This window comes from Amycolatopsis camponoti (assembly GCF_902497555.1).
Lineage (GTDB): Bacteria > Actinomycetota > Actinomycetes > Mycobacteriales > Pseudonocardiaceae > Amycolatopsis > Amycolatopsis camponoti.
The window spans coordinates 2741770-2758082 of the sequence record NZ_CABVGP010000002.1; the positions used below are offsets into that span (position 1 = coordinate 2741770).

The following is a 16313-nucleotide window of genomic DNA, read 5'->3' on the forward strand; positions in this document are numbered from 1 at the left end:
GGTGGCGAGGCCGCCTCCGGCTGCCTTGGGTGTTCGCGGGCATCGCGGTGGCCTTGCTGTCGGTGATGCTCGTCATCGCGGGGCTGGCGAGCTCTCAGGTCAGCAACGACGCCAAGGCGCACGACCCGGTGGGCACCTCGTCGGTACCCGCCGCGGTGGTCGGCGGTGGCGCGGTGGTCGACGCGACCCGGTCTCCGGTCGTCTCGCGGGCGCCGGCCGCCAAGACCGTCGCACTGACTTTCGACGACGGGCCCGATCCGACCTGGACGCCCCAGATCCTCTCCATCCTGCGCAAGCACCAAGTGCCCGCGACGTTTTTCGTCGTCGGCTCGATGGCTTCGCGCCATCCGGAACTCCTCCGCAGGATCCACGACTCCGGTTCGGAGATCGGGCTGCACACCTTCACCCACCCCGACCTGGTGGACGTCTCCCCGTGGCGGCTGGACCGGGAGCTGGACGAGACGGAAACGGTGCTCGCCGGCAGCACCGGGCTGACCACCAACCTGTTCCGCCCGCCGTACTCTTCCACCGTCTCCGCGATCGACGACCTCGGCTACCGCACCGTGCAGTCGGCCGCGGCGCGCGGCTACCTCAGCGTTTTCACCGACACCGACAGCGACGACTGGGCGCGGCCGGGGGTCGCCGCGATCGTGCACAACGCCACGCCGCCCTCGGACGCGGGTTCGATCGTGCTGATGCACGACGCCGGCGGCGATCGGTCCGAGACGGTCGCGGCGCTGGACCTGCTGATCCCGCGGCTGCAACAGCAGGGCTACCACTTCGCCACCGTCACCGCCGCGGCCGGGATGGCCCCGGCCAACCAGCCCGCCACCGCCCGGGACCGGGTGACCGGGGAGATCCTGCTGGGCGCCATCGGCGTTTCCCTCACCGTGGTCGCCTGGCTGCAGTGGATCCTGCTGGGTGTCGGCGTGCTGGTGATCGTCCGCCTGGTGCTGATGCTCGGCTACGCGGGCAGGCACGCCCGGCAGCGCCGCCATCCGCGCTGGAGCTGGGGACCCCCGGTGACCGACCCGGTCTCAGTCGTCGTGCCCGCCTACAACGAGTCGGCCAACATCGAGGTGGCGCTGCGGTCCATCCTGGCCAGTGACCACCCGGTGGAGGTCGTGGTCGTCGACGACGGGTCCACCGACGGCACCGCCGACCTCGTCGAAGCTCTCGAGCTGCCCGGGGTACGGGTCTTCCGCCAGCCGAACCAGGGCAAGGCGGCCGCGCTGAACGCCGGGATCGCGCAGGCCCGGTACGACCTCGTCGTCATGGTCGACGGCGACACCGTGATCGAACCCACCACCGTCCGCCGCCTCGTACAGCCCTTCGCCCGGCCCGGGATCGGTGCGGTGTCCGGCAACGTGAAGATCGTCAACCGCGACACCTTCCTGACCAGGCTGCAGCACATCGAGTACGTCATCGGGTTCAGCGTGGACCGCCGCGTGCACGACCTGACCGGGTCGATCTGCACGATCCCGGGCGCCGCGGGCGCGTTCCGGCGTGCGGCGATCGCCGATGCCGGCGGCTTGAGCTCACTGACCCTGGCCGAGGACACCGACCTGACCATCGGGATCGGCCGCGCGGGCTGGCGCACGGCCTATGTGGACGACGCGGTCGCCTGGACCGAGGCCCCGGCGACCCTGCGGCAGCTGTGGCAGCAGCGGTTCCGCTGGACCTACGGCACGATGCAGTCGGTGTGGCGGCACCGCCGGGCGGTCGTCCAGCGGGGCACGGCGGGCCGCCTGGGCCGGTTCGGGCTCCTGCACGTCGTCGCGTTCCAGATCGTGCTGCCGGTGACCGCGCCGCTGATCGACGTGTTCTTCGTCTACGGCTTGTTCTTCCTCGATCCCGGGACGACGCTCGTGCTCTGGCTGTCGGTGATGCTGCTGCAGAGCGCGGGTGCGGCGTACGCTTTCCACCTCGACGGCGAGCGGAAGAGCGCGCTGTGGCTGATCCCGATGCAGCAGCTGGTATACCGCCAGCTGATGTACGTGGTCCTCATCCAGTCGCTGGGCGCGGCGGTGTCCGGGATTCTCGTGCGCTGGCAACGGATGCACCGCATCGGTGCGCTGCGGGCGACCGTGCGGGCCGGGGTGGCGCCCGCCGCGCCGGCCGAGCCTCGGGTCGCTCCGGCCGCCGTACCCTCGCCGCCGGGACGCCGTGACCGCTGGCTCGACAGCCTGCGCGCGGTCGCGCTGGTGCGGGTCGTGCTCTACCACGCCACGGGCTGGGGGTGGCTGAGCCTCGTCTTCCCGTCCATGGGCGTGATGTTCGCACTCGGCGGTTCTCTCATGGTGAGCTCACTGCGCCGCACCCCCGCGGTGGACGTCGTCGGCCACCGCATCCGCCGGCTGTTGCCCCCGCTGTGGCTCTTCGGCCTGGTCGCGGTCGGGCTGATGCTCGCGCACGGCTGGGCCCGCGACACCGGTGACCTGGCCCTGAGCTGGCCGCGGATGGTGTTCTGGGTGTTCCCGATCCTGGACCCGCCGGGCAGTCTCTGGGGTGCGGACTTCACGGTGGCGCTGTGGTACCTGCGCGCCTACCTGTGGTTCGTGCTGCTCAGCCCGCTGCTGCTGCTCGCGTTCCGCCGCCGGCCGGTCGTCACCGTGCTCGCCCCGCTGGTCTTCGTCGCGGTGGACGCTGTACTGGGCTCCCCGCTCGCCGATTCGGGGCCGGTCGGCGAGGGTGTGCTGGACTTCGTCACCTTCGGGGCGTGCTGGATGCTGGGCTTCGCCCACCGGGAAGGCATGCTGCGCCGGATCCACCCGGCCGTGCTGGCGGGACTGTTCACCGCCGCGGTCGGACTGGGCGCCTGGTGGACGGCGGGGCACCCGCTGCCGGACGGGACGTTCGACCTCAACGAGATCCCGCTCGGGCAAGCGCTGATCTCCGCCGCCGCGATCCTCGTGTTCCTGCGGGTGTCGCCCAAGCTCGCCTGGCTGGACCGGACGCCGGTGCTCGGCCGGCTGGTGACCGTGCTCAACGCGCGTGCGGTGACGATCTACCTGTGGCACAACGTCGCCATCGACCTGTCCTACCCCGTCGACGACCGGCTGGGCTGGTCGTCCCAGCCGGTTCGGCTGGCGACATCGGCCGTCCTCACGGCCGTGGCCGTGCTCGCCTTCGGCTGGGTCGAGGACGTGGCGGCCCGCCGTCCCCCGCGGCTCCTTCCCGGTGCGCGCCGGAAGCCGGTCGCTCCGCGGTCGTCCCGGCGGGCGTCTGACGGTTCCCGTGGTGTCGGTCTCGTCTCGTTTAGCGGGGATTCCGGAGGGAATCCCGGTCGGAGTAAGTGAACGAGTGGTCGCCCCGGTCCCCGGCGCCATGACTTGGGGAAGGGCTTCCATGGTTGTACCTCCGGAGAGCGCCGGTGTTCGCGCGAAGCCGCGTGATGACTTCAGTGAACTTGTTCGCCTCGTGCGGGGTGAAGGCCTGCTCGAGCGTCGCCGCGGCTACTACGCGGTGAAAACCGGTCTCACGCTGCTCGCGTTGGTCGGCGGGTGCGTGGCATTCGCGGTGCTGGGCGATTCGTGGTGGCAGCTGGTCACCGCGGTGTTCTTCGCGGTGGTGTTCGCCCAGATCGCGTTCCTCGGCCACGACGCCGGGCACAACCAGATCTTCCGCACCGGGCGCGCCAACGATCGCGCCGGCTACGCCTTCGGCGGCCTCGTCGGGATGAGCTACGGCTGGTGGATGGGCAAGCATCGCCGCCACCACGCCAATCCCAACCACGAAGGCGACGATCCCGACATCGACATCCCGCTGCTCGCCTTCACCCGGGGGCAGTCGGCCGAGAAGAGCGGGTTCGTGCGCTGGACTTCGAAGCACCAGGCGGCCCTGTTCTTCCCGTTGCTGTTGCTGGAAGGGCTGAGCCTGCACTGGGCCGGCGTCCAAGCGGTGTGGCGCGGCGAGGTCAAAGCGCGTCGGCTCGAGGCGGTGCTGCTCATCGCCCACGTCGGTGTCTACCTCGGTGCGGTGTTCGTGGTGCTGTCGCCGCCGGTGGCGGTCGCGTTCATCGCGGTGCACCAGGGGCTGTGGGGCGTCTACCTGGGCTGCTCGTTCGCGCCGGGCCACAAGGGCATGCCCACCTTCACCGACAGGACGCAGCTGGACTTCCTGCGCAAGCAGGTGCTCACCAGCCGCAACGTCCGCGGCGGCCCGTGGGTCGACTTCACGCTCGGCGGGCTGAACTACCAGATCGAGCACCACCTGTTCCCGAGCATGCCGCGCGCCAACCTGCGCCGCGCGCAGCCCCTCGTGCGCGCGTTCTGCGCCGACCACGGGATCGACTACGCCCAATGCGGGCTGCTGAAGACCTACCACTACGTCCTGCGGCACCTGCACGACGTGAGCGCGCCACTCCGTGCGAAGAGCGCACCCGCCCGGTAGCCGCGGCCTGACCCCACCGCCGCAACTCCGCGGTCGGCCGCGAGAAGCGGCACTTTCACGTGAAAGTGCCGCTCAGCCGGGGGAGACGTGGGCCGGGCAGCCGGGATGATTCCGATCCGGTCGGGCCGGCGGGCCTGCCGGTGAGGAAAGTGCGCCTGGCGTGGGCGAAACCGTGGCGGTCGTCGAAGATGTCGCGGCTCATCTCGGCGAGTTCCCGTACCCGGTAGGTTTCCAGCGGCCGGCGTTGCTCGTCGGCTGTCCGGGTGGCTCTTTTGTGGTCGAGCAGCGCCCTCGCGCGTCCGCCGGCGACCAGTTCGGTGGCGTAGTCCAGCGCGGTCGCGAGGAATTCCGCGCGGTCGCTCGCGGCGAGTTCGTCGACCAGCCCGATCCGGGCCGCCTCGGCGGCGGTGACCGGGTCGCAGTGCGTGGTCAGCCGGTCCGCCTGTGCTTCGCCGACCCGGTGTGGCAGCACGTAGGTCCAGTACTCCGAGCCGTACAGGCCCATCTTCCGGTAGTGCGGGTTGAAGAGGGTGCCGTCCCGGGCGATCACCTTGTCCGCGCCGAGGGCCAGCATCACCCCGCCCGCGCCCGCGTCGCCGGCGAGCGCGGACACCACGAGCTGGCCGGTGCAGGCGATGATCTCCCGGCAGAGGTCGTCGATCGCGGTGATGTTCCGCCAGGCTTCCGCCGCGGGATTCGGATGGGCGTCGATGACACCCAGGTGCAAGCCGTTGGAGAACACCTCACCGCCGGCCAGGACCACGGCAGCGGTGTCTTGCGTGGCCGCGTGGCGCACGGCCGTGGCCAGCCGCCGGCACTGCGCGGTGGACATCGCGCCGTTGTAGAACTCGAAGCGCACCAACCCCACCTCGCCGAAACGCCGGTAGCTGATCTCCCGGAGGCTCGGCGGGCCCGCGATCCGCGGCGCCTCGAGAGCGTCACCGAGAGCCAGTGCGGCGGGGAGCTTGACCGTCGTGCCCGGGGCCTCGGGAGCCAGCCGCCGCGCGTGCCCGATCCACAGCGCGCCGTCGCCGGTGCGGACCAGCACCGCACCTTCACAGCGTGCCGCGATGGTGCCGGGCGCACCGGGCGAGGACTCGCCGGGATGGGCGTCGAACACCGCGACCGGCACGCCGGCCAGCTCCGTGTGCACTCCGGGACGGCCGTCCGCGGCGCGGATGCGACGCAGGATGCGGTCGGCCGGGTCGTCCCAGGAGAAGGACCGATCGGCCTGCCGGACCAGGGGGCGGAGCCTGCTTATCACGCCGGGCTGCCGGCGGTCCTGGCCTCGCGGCGTGAACCCGGTGTCTTCGGCTTTGGTCACCACCTCGTCGATCAGGCTCATCGCGGCGTCGGACACCTCGGTGTTGTAGAGGGTGCTCTTGCGCGGCGGATCAGCCGGCATCCGGAACACCCGCGTGCCCCAGACCGGCCCGCCGTCGAGGTCGCCGGTCGCCTGCAGGGCGGTCACGCCCCAGGTGTGCTCGGCGTCCATGATCGCCCGGTCGAGCGCGGACGGGCCGCGGTCCCCCGGCGGGCCGGGATGGATGATGATCGTGCGGTAACTCCGCCAGACCGGTTCCGGAACCCGCCGGCGCAGGAACGGGCAGATGATCAACTCGGGGTCGACGGCCACCGCCGCGGTGGCCATCTCCTGCGGGTCGTGCACCGTCCGGACCGTCACGCGGTGACCGCGAGCGCGCAGACCGGCCCAAGCGCGCTGGCTGAGGCCGTTGAACGCGGAGCACAGCAGCAGGATCTTCACCGGGCCTCCGATCATGCGGTCCTCGAGCCGGCCTGAGCCACCGAACATCCGGCACGAGGCAACGAGCAACCGGTCGACGGTACTTGGCGCCGCGACCCGAGTGACGCGGCCAAAGGGGTAAACACGTTCGGCCGACCAGGGCTATCCACCACGACCCCCGCCGGCCGGGTGGCCTGCGGGGGTCGTGGTGGCCGAGCTGTGGCGCTACAGCGGCAGGAGGGGGAGGAGGACGGCGGCGGCGGCGCTGGTGATGGCGACTACGGCGCCGTTGACGATGCCGACGACGGAGTCGACCAAGCCGCCGATGATGACGATGCCCATGGTGGGTTCTCCTTTGTGGTGGGGTGGATCTGTTTGCGGGCTGCGGTCGGTGCGGGTGGTCACCCGGTGCAGTTGGGGACGGCGGGGACGCTGCCGACGCAGTTGTTCGGGGTGTTGGCGGTGATGGGTGCGTTGGTGGTGGTCATGGTGCCGCCCTGGCGGTAGACGCCGCCGGAGTTGCCCAGGAGCAGCAGGGCGTGGTTGTTGGTGACGGCGGTCTGGGTGAGGGTCGTCGCGGTGGCGGCGACGGCGGAGATCCCGCCGCCGCGGCCGGCGTTGTTGCCGGTGATGAACAGGGGGCTGCCGGTGACGCCGGTGACGGTCAGGGTGCCGCGGAGCCCGTTGTAGATGGCGCCGCCGTCGCCGAGGAGGGTGGTGTTGCCCGACAGCGGGCTGTTGGTGAACGTCGCGGCGGGTGCGGTGCCGGTGGGGGTGTCGGCGTTGGCGAGGCCGCCGCCGTTGCCGGAGGCGGTGTTGCCGGTCAGGGTGCTCCCGGTCAGGGTGACCGCGCCGCGGTTGAGGATGCCGCCGCCGTCGCCGACGACGTTGCCGCGGGTGAAGGAGACGCCGGTGGTGAGCGTGAGGCTGCCGGTCGGACCGACTTCGGCGATGCGGAAAAGCCCCAGGCCCAGCAGCGAGGCGTTGGTGACGGTGGCGGGGCCGATCATCTCGATCGGGGTGGTGATCACGGGGAGTGCGTTCGCGGCGCCGCCGTGGGCGGTGGTCATGCCGTAGGTGCAGCCACCCGCCAGGACGAGGGTGTCCGGGGTGGGGGTGGAATTGGCCAGGTTGACCGCCGCGACGAGGGCGTTCTGGCTGCAGGCCACCGGAATGGTGATGGCTTGCGCCGCCGGGGCCAGCGCGATCAGGCCTCCGGTCGCGACGGTGGCGCCGAACATGAGCCTGGCTATGCCGTGGATGCGTCGCATGACGATTTCTTTCCTGGAACACAATAGTGTCGGGCTGCGGCGCGGCGCGCCGGCAGGAGAATTTCGCAGTGGCCGGCCCGATTCATAGAACCGGCCGGATGAGATTGGTCCATGAAAAAGGACCTCGGCTCGTGATCTGCGCCGTAATCGTGGGGCGCGGATCAGGTACCGAGGTCCGGGGCAACAGAAGTCAGCCTATCGCGGCCCGCCGGATGATCGATACCGGGGTCCCCCGAATGGCGGCACATGAAGGGATTCACCTGCCACAACTGTACCGATTCGATTAATGTCCAGGCTTGCGTGATTAATCGGATTCATGGGAAATCGCTCGTTTGTCTACGGATTCGACTCTCTCGTCGGCGAATATCCTCGCGGAAGGGTGAACTACCCTCTTCTGGTTGACGAAGTGTCCGCGACGGGACGGGTGTGGGTCTTGAGAGTGCCGGCCGACCTTCGGCGGTACGGCCGGCCTCATCGTCGTGTGCTTCGCCTGAACGCAACTCGCCGAACCAGCCCGGGAGCCTGTCGGGGGCCCGGCGAGTTCCGTTCATTCAAGCGGGAAGTGCGGGTGAACGACACCCGACGGCCGCGGCCGGGGCCGATGGCTACGGCCTCGCCCTGCGGCGACGGGCGATCGTGAGCAGCAATCCGCCGAGGACGACGAGCAGCACTCCGAGCGCGATCAGCGGCCGGAGCAAGGGGCTGGCTCCGGTGCCGGCGAGGTTGGACGTACCACCGGGCACGGTGTCTTGAGTCCCGCTACCACCGTTGCGGTCGGTGGTGGTCCAGGTCGCGCCGAGGCCTGCCGCGGGTGAAGTGGTCCTCGTCTCGCTGCCGATGGTCTCACTGCCGGTGGAGGACGTGGTGCTCGTGGTCGATCCCGTGGTGGTGCCGGTGGTGGAAGACGGCGTGGTCGTGCCGGTGTCCGAAGTGGAGGGTGTGGTGGTTTCGGTGGTGGGGGGTGGTGTGGTGGTGTCGGTTGTCGGCGGTGGCGTGGTGGTGTCGGTGGTGGGAGCTGGTGTGGTGGTGTCGGTTGTCGGGGCTGGTGTGGTCGTGTCGGTGGTAGGAGACGGCGTGGTCGTGCCGGTGTCCGAAGTGGAGGGTGTGGTGGTTTCGGTGGTGGGGGGTGGCGTGGTGGTGTCGGTAGTCGGGGGTGGTGTGGTGGTGTCGGTGGTGGGGGATGGTGTGGTGGTGCCGGTGGTGCCCGGCGTCGTGGTGGGGTTCGGGGCGCAGCCGGGGGTGGTGAAAGTGTTGTCGTCGAGGGAGACCTGGCCGTTGCGGGCCAGCGCGCGCCCGGCGACGGTGGTGCCGGTCGTCACGGTGATCGAGGTCAGCGCCATGATCGTGCCGACGAAGTCCGAGTTCGTGCCCAGTGTCGCCGAGCTGCCGACCTGCCAGAACACGTTGCACGCCTGAGCACCGTTGATCAGCGCCACCCTGCTCGACGAAGCCGTGATCAAGGTCGAGGCGACCTGGAAGATCCAGACGGTGCCGGAGGTGCCCTGGCCGTCCAGGGTCAGGGTTCCGCTGAGCGCGAGCGGGCCGGTGGACTTGTAGACACCACCGACCAGGGTCTGGCCGACGAGGTCGCCGGCTACGTTCGCGGTCGGCGCGCGGCCGGCCGCGTCGTCGTAGGCGACGACGAGGTCGGACTGGGCCTGACCGGACACCGCATCCCCCGCGTGCGTGGCCCCGGCCGCCGTGCCGGGCGGGAAGCCGGTGATGGCTGTCCCGGGGGAAACGCCGAGGTCCCCGGCCAGCGTGCTGGGGCCGGTGTTGGTCACCGCCTGCCCACCCAGCACGGAATAGGACCCCGCGGTACCGAGCCCGACGGGTGCTTCGGCGGCGACGGCCTGAGGCACCCCGATCGCCAACCCCAGCACCAGCGTGCTCGCGGTTGCGCACAGTCCCATGACCGCACTGCCCCGGCGCCACGTCCGCGCCGGCCGGGTGGTGCGGAAAACGCGTTTCATTGATGTTGCCTCCACCGACTCGATGATCGAAGCCGGCGAGGTCTGGGCCGGGAAGTTCCTCCCACATCGGAGCGGTGCTCGTGCGCCACCTGCCCTCGATCCGGTGAACGGTAGACCGAGTCGGATCGCCCCACCAGAGAATGCCCCATGGTGAACACGAAAGTGTAGGCACGCATTCACTCACACGAGTGGCGACAGCTTTTCGTCGCAATGGCAACTCGTAAGGGTCACGGGCCCGCTTCTTCGAGCCGGGCGAGGAGGGCGTCCACCGGTACGGTGGCCAGGGCGACCCGGGTGTCGCTGCTGCCGTAGGGCAGCCAAAGCGTGCCGTCGTGGATCAGCCCGCCGCAGGAGTAGACGACGTTGGGAACGTAGCCGTCACGCTCGTCCTCGCCCGGCACCAGCAGCGGTTCGGGCAGCGCGCCCACGATCCGGGCCGGGTCGGCGAGGTCGAGCAGGAGAGCGCCGATGGCGTAGGTCCGCATCGGGCCGACGCCGTGGGTGAGCACCAGCCAGCCCGCCGGCGTTTCCAGGGGCGAGCCGCAGTTGCCGACCTGCAGCAGTTCCCAGGCCGCCGTCGGGCCGTGCAGCGGCACCTCGCCGGACCAGGAACGGCCGTCGGACGAGGTCGCCAGGCTCATCGTTTCCCCGTCCCCGCGGCACAACGCGAGGTGCCGGCCGCCGACGGGCCGGGGGAACAGCGCCATTCCCTTGTTGCGGGCCGCCGGTCCGGTGAGGGCGAACGCGCTGAACGACGTCAGGTCGGCGCTTTCCAGCAGCCGGGGGGACACGGTGGCGCCGTTGTACGCGGTGTAGGTGGCCCGGTAACCGGCCACGCCGTTGTCGTCGGTGAAGCGGACGAAGCGAGCGTCCTCCATGCCGTGGCTTTCGGACGCGCCGACCGGCCACAGCAGCCGTTGCGCGAGATCGGTGTCGCCGGGAAAGCTCACCGTGTAGCCGGAGGTGGCGAGTTCGCGGATGCGCTGGGTCGTGCCGGCCGCCCCGGCGCGTTCGAGCAGGCGCGGATCGAGTGCGGCGAGCGCGTGGTCGAGGTCGTACTGGCCGAAGGGATCGGGGAGGGTCGCGGTCACGGTGGCGGTGATCTCGTTGTCGCAGTCGTCGTGGTCCACGGCGGCGCGTAGCCACGAGCGGCTCCAGGAATCCGGTTGGCGCTCGCCCGTGCTTACCGGCCCGGTCCGGGAACGCCACTCCGCGCGGGTCCCGGGCCCCAGAACGCCGGTGGCGAACCCGATCGAGGAGATGTGCCCTTCGCCGATCCCGCGCAGGCTGAGCACCACTCGCACCTGACCGGGCGACAGCCCGTCCTGCCGGGGGTGCGCCACCAGGGACGGGTTGCACAGCGCGGCCGCCTCGACCGCGTACTCGTGCGTGAAGTACGCGCCGAGGAGCAGCCGGCGCCGAGCGTCGAGAGAGCGGGGATCGACGAGCCGGTGGCTCATGATCGACGCGTTGTGCTCGAGGACCGCGAGCAGATCCCGGTGGCGGCCGGCGAAACCGGCCAGGACCCGGTCCACTGTGGAATCGATCGACCCTTCCGGCAGGGCGAGGACGCGCGCGATCAGCGCACCCGCCCGCGACCGGGTCTCCGGTGCCTCCTCGCCGGGCACGAACAGCTTCGTCACGACCCGCGTGGGGTCGGGCCGGAACCCGGCCGGGTGCCGGGTCACCAGTCCCGCGCTTTCGCCGGTCACGCCGCACCGGCGCCGGTCAGCGCGCCGGTGCCGATGCGGCGGGAAACCTGGAACGTCGCGAGCATCGCCAGCGTCGATTCCGCACCCTGGTTGCGGTTGACGCCGTCGGCGCGGAGCCCGTCGCCGCAGCCACCGGTGTCCTGGTCCAGCAACGGCACACCGGCGTCGTTGGTGCCCAGGAACCAGGCGCGGGCCAGCTCCACAGTGGACGTCCAGCGGGCGTCGCCGGTGACCGCGTGGGCCCGGGCGCAGGCCGCCGCGAGCGCGGCCACCTCGATCGGCTGCTGGTCGAACCCGGGCGGCGACTGGCTCGGTGCCCAGCCACCGGTGGGCACCACCGACAACCGGTCCTCCCGGGTCTGCCGGTCCGCCAGCCAGTCCAGGGCGCGCAGGCCGTCGGCGAGTGCGTCCGGGTCGGGCAGCAGTGCGCCGGCGGCGACCAGGACTTCGGCGACCGCGGCGTTGGCGTATGCCAGCCGGGGCTCGGGCCACGGCCAGTCCCGGCCGGGCGGAACCGGTCCGATCGTCGTGACGGCGGCACCGAGCAGCGCCCGCGCCGGCTCGTCGGCCGGGAACCGGGTGAGCACCTCGGCGGCGCCCAGCGCGGCGAACACCATCGCGCGCAGGTCCGGAGACCGGCGGCGGGCTCCCGCGTCGAACAGCAGGCGGGCTTCGGCGCGCAGCCACGCGCGTCCGGCGTGTGCCGCCGTGCTGCCGAGGCCCCAGAGCGCGCGGCCCCACCAGTCACCGAGACCGGGGGCGTCCTGCCAGCGGCGGTCGTAGCCGAGCCGGTTGCGGAAGCGGCCGTGTTCGTGCGCGTGCGCGGTGAAGGCGAAGAGCGTTTCCTGCACCCGCGACAGCTGGGGGGTCAGGTCCTGCTCGCGGCTCAGCACCACCAGGCCGCGAGCGGCGTCGTCGAGGCAGTACCCGTGCTCGCGTCGCGGGATCGCCCCGCACGCGTGCTCGAAGAGGCCGACGTCGTCGGACATGCGCAGCAGGTGACGGTCGTCCAGCATCACGCCACGACCCGGGGCCGGGCGGCGACGAGCTCGGCGCCGAGCCGGCCGTACTGCGCGGCCACCGACGCCCAGCCGAGGCTGCCGGCGGCGATCCCGGCGGCCGCGGCCATCCGGCCCGCCGCGGCCCGGTCGGTGAGAATCTCCTGGAGCGCGTGCGCGATGGCCGCCGGATCCCGGTGGTCCACGAGCAGGCCCGCACCCCCGGAGAGCAGCTCGACGGCGTGCGGGAAGCGGGTCGCCACGACCGGTGTCCGCGAGGTGACGGCTTCGATGAGCACCCCGGAGGTGACCTGGTCGCGGGAGTCGTAGGGCAGGAGGACCACCTCCGCGTGGGCCACCAGGCGCCGCAGCGACGCGGCGGCGAGGTAGCGGGCGTCGAACCGGACCCGGTCCCGCACGCCGAGCCGCTCGGTCCGCAGCTGCAGCGACCGGCGGTAGCTTTCCCCTTGCTGCGCCTGCACCTTCGGATGCGTGCGGCCGGCCACCAGGTAGCGCGGCTCCGGCCACTGGGCGGGGAGCAGGGCCATCGCCTCGATGCCCCATTCGATGCCCTTGCCGGGCCCGAGCAGGCCCCACGTCAGGATCTGGCGGTGCTGGCTGTGGTGCGGCATCGCCGCCGGACCGCCGTTGTCGGGGGCACCGTGCGGGATCACGACGAGCCGGCCGGCGGGGACGTCGTAGCCGGCGACGAGCCGGGCCCGCGCGGTCTCGCTCATCACCACGACCGCGGCCGCGGTGGCGAGCACGCGGTCGAGGACCACGCGCTGGTGCGGTGTCGGGGCGCTGAGGACGGTGTGCAGCACGACGATCGCGGGCACGCGCAGCAATTCCAGGACGCGCAGGACGTCTTCGCCGTCCGGGCCGCCGTAAATGCCGTATTCGTGCTGGACGATCGCGACGTCGTCCCGGTCGAGCAGGGTCGCCGCCGCGCGGCAGCTCGCCGGCGAGCCGGCGACCAGGTCGCCGACCACCTCCGGGCCGCCCGTGGGAGCCGCGGACTCGACCGCGCGGACCACCCCGCCCGCGGAGCCCGGCGGCAACGCGGCGCGCAGCGAGGCCGTGAACGACGCGAGGCCGCAGAGCGTGGGCGGGTAAGTACTCAGGAGACCGAACGTGATCACACGGGCCCTTCGGGTCGGCGGCCGCACCCGGCAGCCGGGAGCGGCCGCGGTACGTCCTCGCTCGCGTCCGGGGCGACGCCGAGGTCATGCAGCGACTCTGTTTCCTCACGCGGTCCGGGCCTAGAGTCGTGTGACCTTTTTTCGAGGGGCGTTCGGCGGCCCGGACCGGAGTGCGGGGATGGCCGGCACGGCGCGTAAGATGGAGGTATCGTCCCGGACCTCGGCGTATTCGGTGAAACTGGGATCCGAAGCCGGAATATCCAGCGAATCCTGACTTTTCTCGTCTGATCAGCGGACCGCGCCCGTGTGGTCGGCCATCTGAAAAGGAGAATCCGGTATGTCGAGCATCGATGTCGAATCGGGCGTGGCCGTCGCGGAAATCGGCGATCCGGTGGTGACCGCCTGTGCGGTGTGTCCCCATCCCGCCGGATCGCACGACGTGATCGCGCGCCGATTCTGCACGGCGACGCAGGCGGGCGCGTTCACCCGCGGCTGCGTCTGTTCCGGTGGACCGGAAAAAGCCACCGCCGCGATGCGCGTCCGGAAATGACGTTCTTGTCGGAGAGCGCCGCGAGGCCCGTGGTCGGCTCGCCGGCCGTCGAGCAGCGGCTGCGGGTGAAACCGCCGGGCGCGGTCAAGGGCTGCTTCGACGGCGCCTGGTGGCCACGCTCGCGGGAGCCGGTCGCGGAGTTCAGCGCCCTGGTCACCGCGCTCGCCGCGGACTCCGGCCCGGTGGACCGGATCGGCTTCAACCCGGGTGTGTGGGATCTGGCTCCCCGGACGCTCGCGGCCGAGAGCGGTTTCGTCCGGCTGGCGGGGTTCTTCGGCCTGGATCGGCACACGATCGTCGTGATCGGACCGCACATCCGCCGGTTGACCCTGCTGGTGGTACCGGCCCGCGCCGACCCGGCCGCGGCGGAACGAGCGCTGGAAGCGGCCGCCGCGCCGGACGCGGTGGGGTCCGCCGAGCTGATCCTGACCACCAGCGGAGCCCTCGAGCCGTCCACCGGGACGGCTTGAGCGCCATCGCCCATGGGCCATAGGTCCCGGTCGCCGGTGACCAACGGCCGGCGCGCGGGGCGGCCGCCGTCCGCGATGCTGGAGTGATACAGAGTCCCGACGTCCGGAGCGCGCGATGAGCCGACCGCACCCGACGATGTTCGAGCAGGCCCTCGCCTCGGCCGTCCGCGCACCGTCTCCGCACAACACCCAGCCCTGGCGGTTCGTGCTCGAGGGCGAAGCGATCGAGGTGTGGCTGGATCGCGAGCGCGTGCTCGCGGTGGCGGATCCGCTCGCGCGCGAAGCACGGCTGTCTTGTGGCGCGGCCGCGTTCAACGCGGCTGTCCACCTGGGAGCGGACGGGATCGCGACGACCGTCCGGACGATCCCGGATCCGGACGCGCCCGACCTCCTGGCCGTGATCCGGCTCGACGGCAACCGGAAGGTGACGCAGACCGACCGCGATCTCGCCGCGGCCGTGTTCCGGCGGCACACCAACCGCAGGCCCTTCCTGGAGAGGCTGGTGCCGCCCGTCGCGCGCGTCGCGCTGAAGTCGGCCGCGCTGCAAGAAGGCGGGCAGGTGGAGTACCTCGACGAGGCCGGACACTTTTCCACCGTGACGACGTTGGTGCGTCGTGCCGAAGCGCTGCAGGAGAACGATCTCGCGTTCCGGGCCGAGACCGCGTCCTGGATGCGCCGCGATACCGCGGCCCCGGACGGCGTGCCGGCGAGCGCCTCCGGGCCTCCGCCGTACGGGTCCAGAGCGGTGTCGCTGCGCGCCTCGCACGCCAACCAGGAGCTGCCGCCGCGCGAGTTCGAGCAGGACCCGCTGCTGGCCGCCGTCCTCACGCGGGACCGCGGTCCGCACGCCGAGGTCCGGGCCGGGATGGCCATGCAGCACGTGCTCCTCACCGCCACCGCGGCGGGCTTGGCGACCTCGTTCCTCTCCCAGCCCTTCGAGACACCGCAGACCCGGGAAGCGCTCGACCGGATCTTCGACGGCCACGGGCAGGTCCACACGCTGCTGCGCATCGGCTACGGCCAGACGACGGCGACGACGGCACGACGAGCCGTGGCCGACGTGCTGACCGGCCGCGTCACCCCGGATGCTCCCGTGAGGTGAGAGGGGAGGTGGCGGCCGGGATCTCCACCGCCATCCGCTGCGGCGTGAATCCGGCTGGTGTCGGAGAAGTCTTCCTCGGTGACGTCGCTCCAGGCGTGCACCGTGACGAGCGGGCGTACCGCGTGACGAGGCCTCCTCGAACGCCGCGCCTTCGAGATGGGGACCCGGCGCGTAGAGTGCGTGGTGAGTGCCCCGGACCCGGCGCGACGACCAGCCGACCGAGGAGAGCACACCATGGCATCCGTTGATCTCGCGGGAATCGCCGAGCCGCACCGCAGCGCGGTGACCGCCATCATCGATCTCGCCCGGCAGGGCCTGTTCACGGATGCGCAGGCGCTCCTGATGATCGGACGGATCCGCGCCGTGGCCGGTGACCTCGTCGTCCGGGAGGGGACACCGTGACGGCCGCGCGGGTCCGGCTCGCCGACCCCGGGCGGGCTGACCGATGTCGGTTCAGTCCGGGACGGGCGGCTCGTCGTCCGGCGCCGTGAGGCCGTCGGCGGGATCCAGCCCGAGGATGGCGAGCAGCGTGGCGCAGTCGCCGGCGTCGTCGGCCGACGACGCGACCACGCGGGCACCACGCCGGCGTTGCTCGGGGCTGAGCGCGAAGGGGTCCGGCTCCCTGCGCGGGGCCACCTTCGGCTGCCTCATCGGCGTGGGGACACGAAGGGAGCGCTCGGCTCCGCTCGCCGGTGACCCGGTGTGCCCGGTGTCGCGTTGATCATCACAGCCCTCCGCCCGGTCCGGCCACTTCGGGGTGGCACCGCCGAGGTCCGGGGCGGACACCACCGAGGATAGCCCGCCCGGCCCGCTCGGGACCTCGGCGAACGGGTGGGTACCGCTGCCCGGGCGCCCGCGATGCCGAAGCGGGCTTGCGGTGAACCGGCGGGCCCGGCCGGGCGCGGTACGCTCGGCACAGCGCCGAAGTGCCCGGTCCCCGCGCTTGCGACGACCGGACG

At 71.8% G+C, this 16313-nt stretch carries 13 protein-coding genes; 6 read left to right on the forward strand and 7 right to left on the reverse strand.

Annotated elements, in window-relative coordinates; genetic code table 11:
• Positions 1-29: 29 nt before the first annotated feature.
• Positions 30-3299: a glycosyltransferase gene (locus AA23TX_RS33150; RefSeq protein WP_230862838.1), complete on the forward strand. Its 3270-nt coding sequence runs from the start codon at positions 30-32 to the stop codon at positions 3297-3299.
• Positions 3300-3348: 49 nt separating this feature from the next.
• Positions 3349-4392 (forward strand): fatty acid desaturase family protein, encoded by a 1044-nt coding sequence (locus AA23TX_RS33155; protein ID WP_155546660.1) that lies wholly within the window; start codon positions 3349-3351, stop codon positions 4390-4392.
• Positions 4393-4447: 55 nt separating this feature from the next.
• Here AA23TX_RS33155 and AA23TX_RS33160 read toward each other — a convergent pair whose 3' ends face one another.
• From AA23TX_RS33160 to AA23TX_RS33185, 6 genes are all read right to left on the reverse strand, one after another.
• On the reverse strand, positions 4448-6157 hold the full coding sequence (locus AA23TX_RS33160; RefSeq protein WP_230862839.1) for a hydrogenase maturation protein: 1710 nt from the start codon (positions 6155-6157) through the stop codon (positions 4448-4450).
• A 380-nt stretch (positions 6158-6537) separates the two neighbouring features.
• Positions 6538-7407, reverse strand: coding sequence for a hypothetical protein (locus tag AA23TX_RS33165; protein WP_155546661.1), 870 nt, complete (start codon positions 7405-7407; stop codon positions 6538-6540).
• A gap of 605 nt (positions 7408-8012) precedes the next feature.
• Positions 8013-9380 (reverse strand): ice-binding family protein, encoded by a 1368-nt coding sequence (locus AA23TX_RS33170; RefSeq protein ID WP_230862840.1) that lies wholly within the window; start codon positions 9378-9380, stop codon positions 8013-8015.
• A 227-nt stretch (positions 9381-9607) separates the two neighbouring features.
• Positions 9608-11092 (reverse strand): glycoside hydrolase family 130 protein, encoded by a 1485-nt coding sequence (locus AA23TX_RS33175; protein ID WP_155546662.1) that lies wholly within the window; start codon positions 11090-11092, stop codon positions 9608-9610.
• Positions 11089-12108, reverse strand: a complete 1020-nt coding sequence (locus AA23TX_RS33180) for a glycosyltransferase (RefSeq protein ID WP_155546663.1) — start codon at positions 12106-12108, stop codon at positions 11089-11091. Before AA23TX_RS33180 ends, AA23TX_RS33175 begins: the two co-directional genes overlap by 4 nt.
• The gene (locus AA23TX_RS33185; RefSeq protein ID WP_155546664.1) at positions 12108-13232 is read right to left on the reverse strand and encodes a glycosyltransferase; all 1125 of its coding nucleotides are present in this window, start codon (positions 13230-13232) and stop codon (positions 12108-12110) included. Before AA23TX_RS33185 ends, AA23TX_RS33180 begins: the two co-directional genes overlap by 1 nt.
• A gap of 337 nt (positions 13233-13569) precedes the next feature.
• Between AA23TX_RS33185 and AA23TX_RS33190 the strand changes: the two genes are divergently transcribed.
• The 4 genes from AA23TX_RS33190 (at position 13570) to AA23TX_RS33205 (ending at position 15756) form a co-directional block, all read left to right on the forward strand.
• A complete protein-coding gene (locus tag AA23TX_RS33190) occupies positions 13570-13782 on the forward strand; it encodes an RGCVC family protein (protein WP_196425640.1) in 213 nt (70 codons plus the stop codon).
• Complete coding sequence (locus AA23TX_RS33195) at positions 13779-14252, forward strand: DUF5994 family protein (protein ID WP_155546665.1); 474 nt, start codon at positions 13779-13781, stop codon at positions 14250-14252. Before AA23TX_RS33190 ends, AA23TX_RS33195 begins: the two co-directional genes overlap by 4 nt.
• Positions 14253-14367: 115 nt before the next feature.
• Positions 14368-15354, forward strand: coding sequence for an Acg family FMN-binding oxidoreductase (locus AA23TX_RS33200; RefSeq protein ID WP_230862841.1), 987 nt, complete (start codon positions 14368-14370; stop codon positions 15352-15354).
• Positions 15355-15588: 234 nt separating this feature from the next.
• Entirely contained in the window at positions 15589-15756 is a 168-nt protein-coding gene (locus AA23TX_RS33205; protein ID WP_155546666.1) for a hypothetical protein, read from the forward strand.
• Between the two features lie 51 nt (positions 15757-15807).
• Here AA23TX_RS33205 and AA23TX_RS33210 read toward each other — a convergent pair whose 3' ends face one another.
• On the reverse strand, positions 15808-15990 hold the full coding sequence (locus AA23TX_RS33210) for a hypothetical protein (protein ID WP_439328784.1): 183 nt from the start codon (positions 15988-15990) through the stop codon (positions 15808-15810).
• Positions 15991-16313 lie beyond the last annotated feature (323 nt).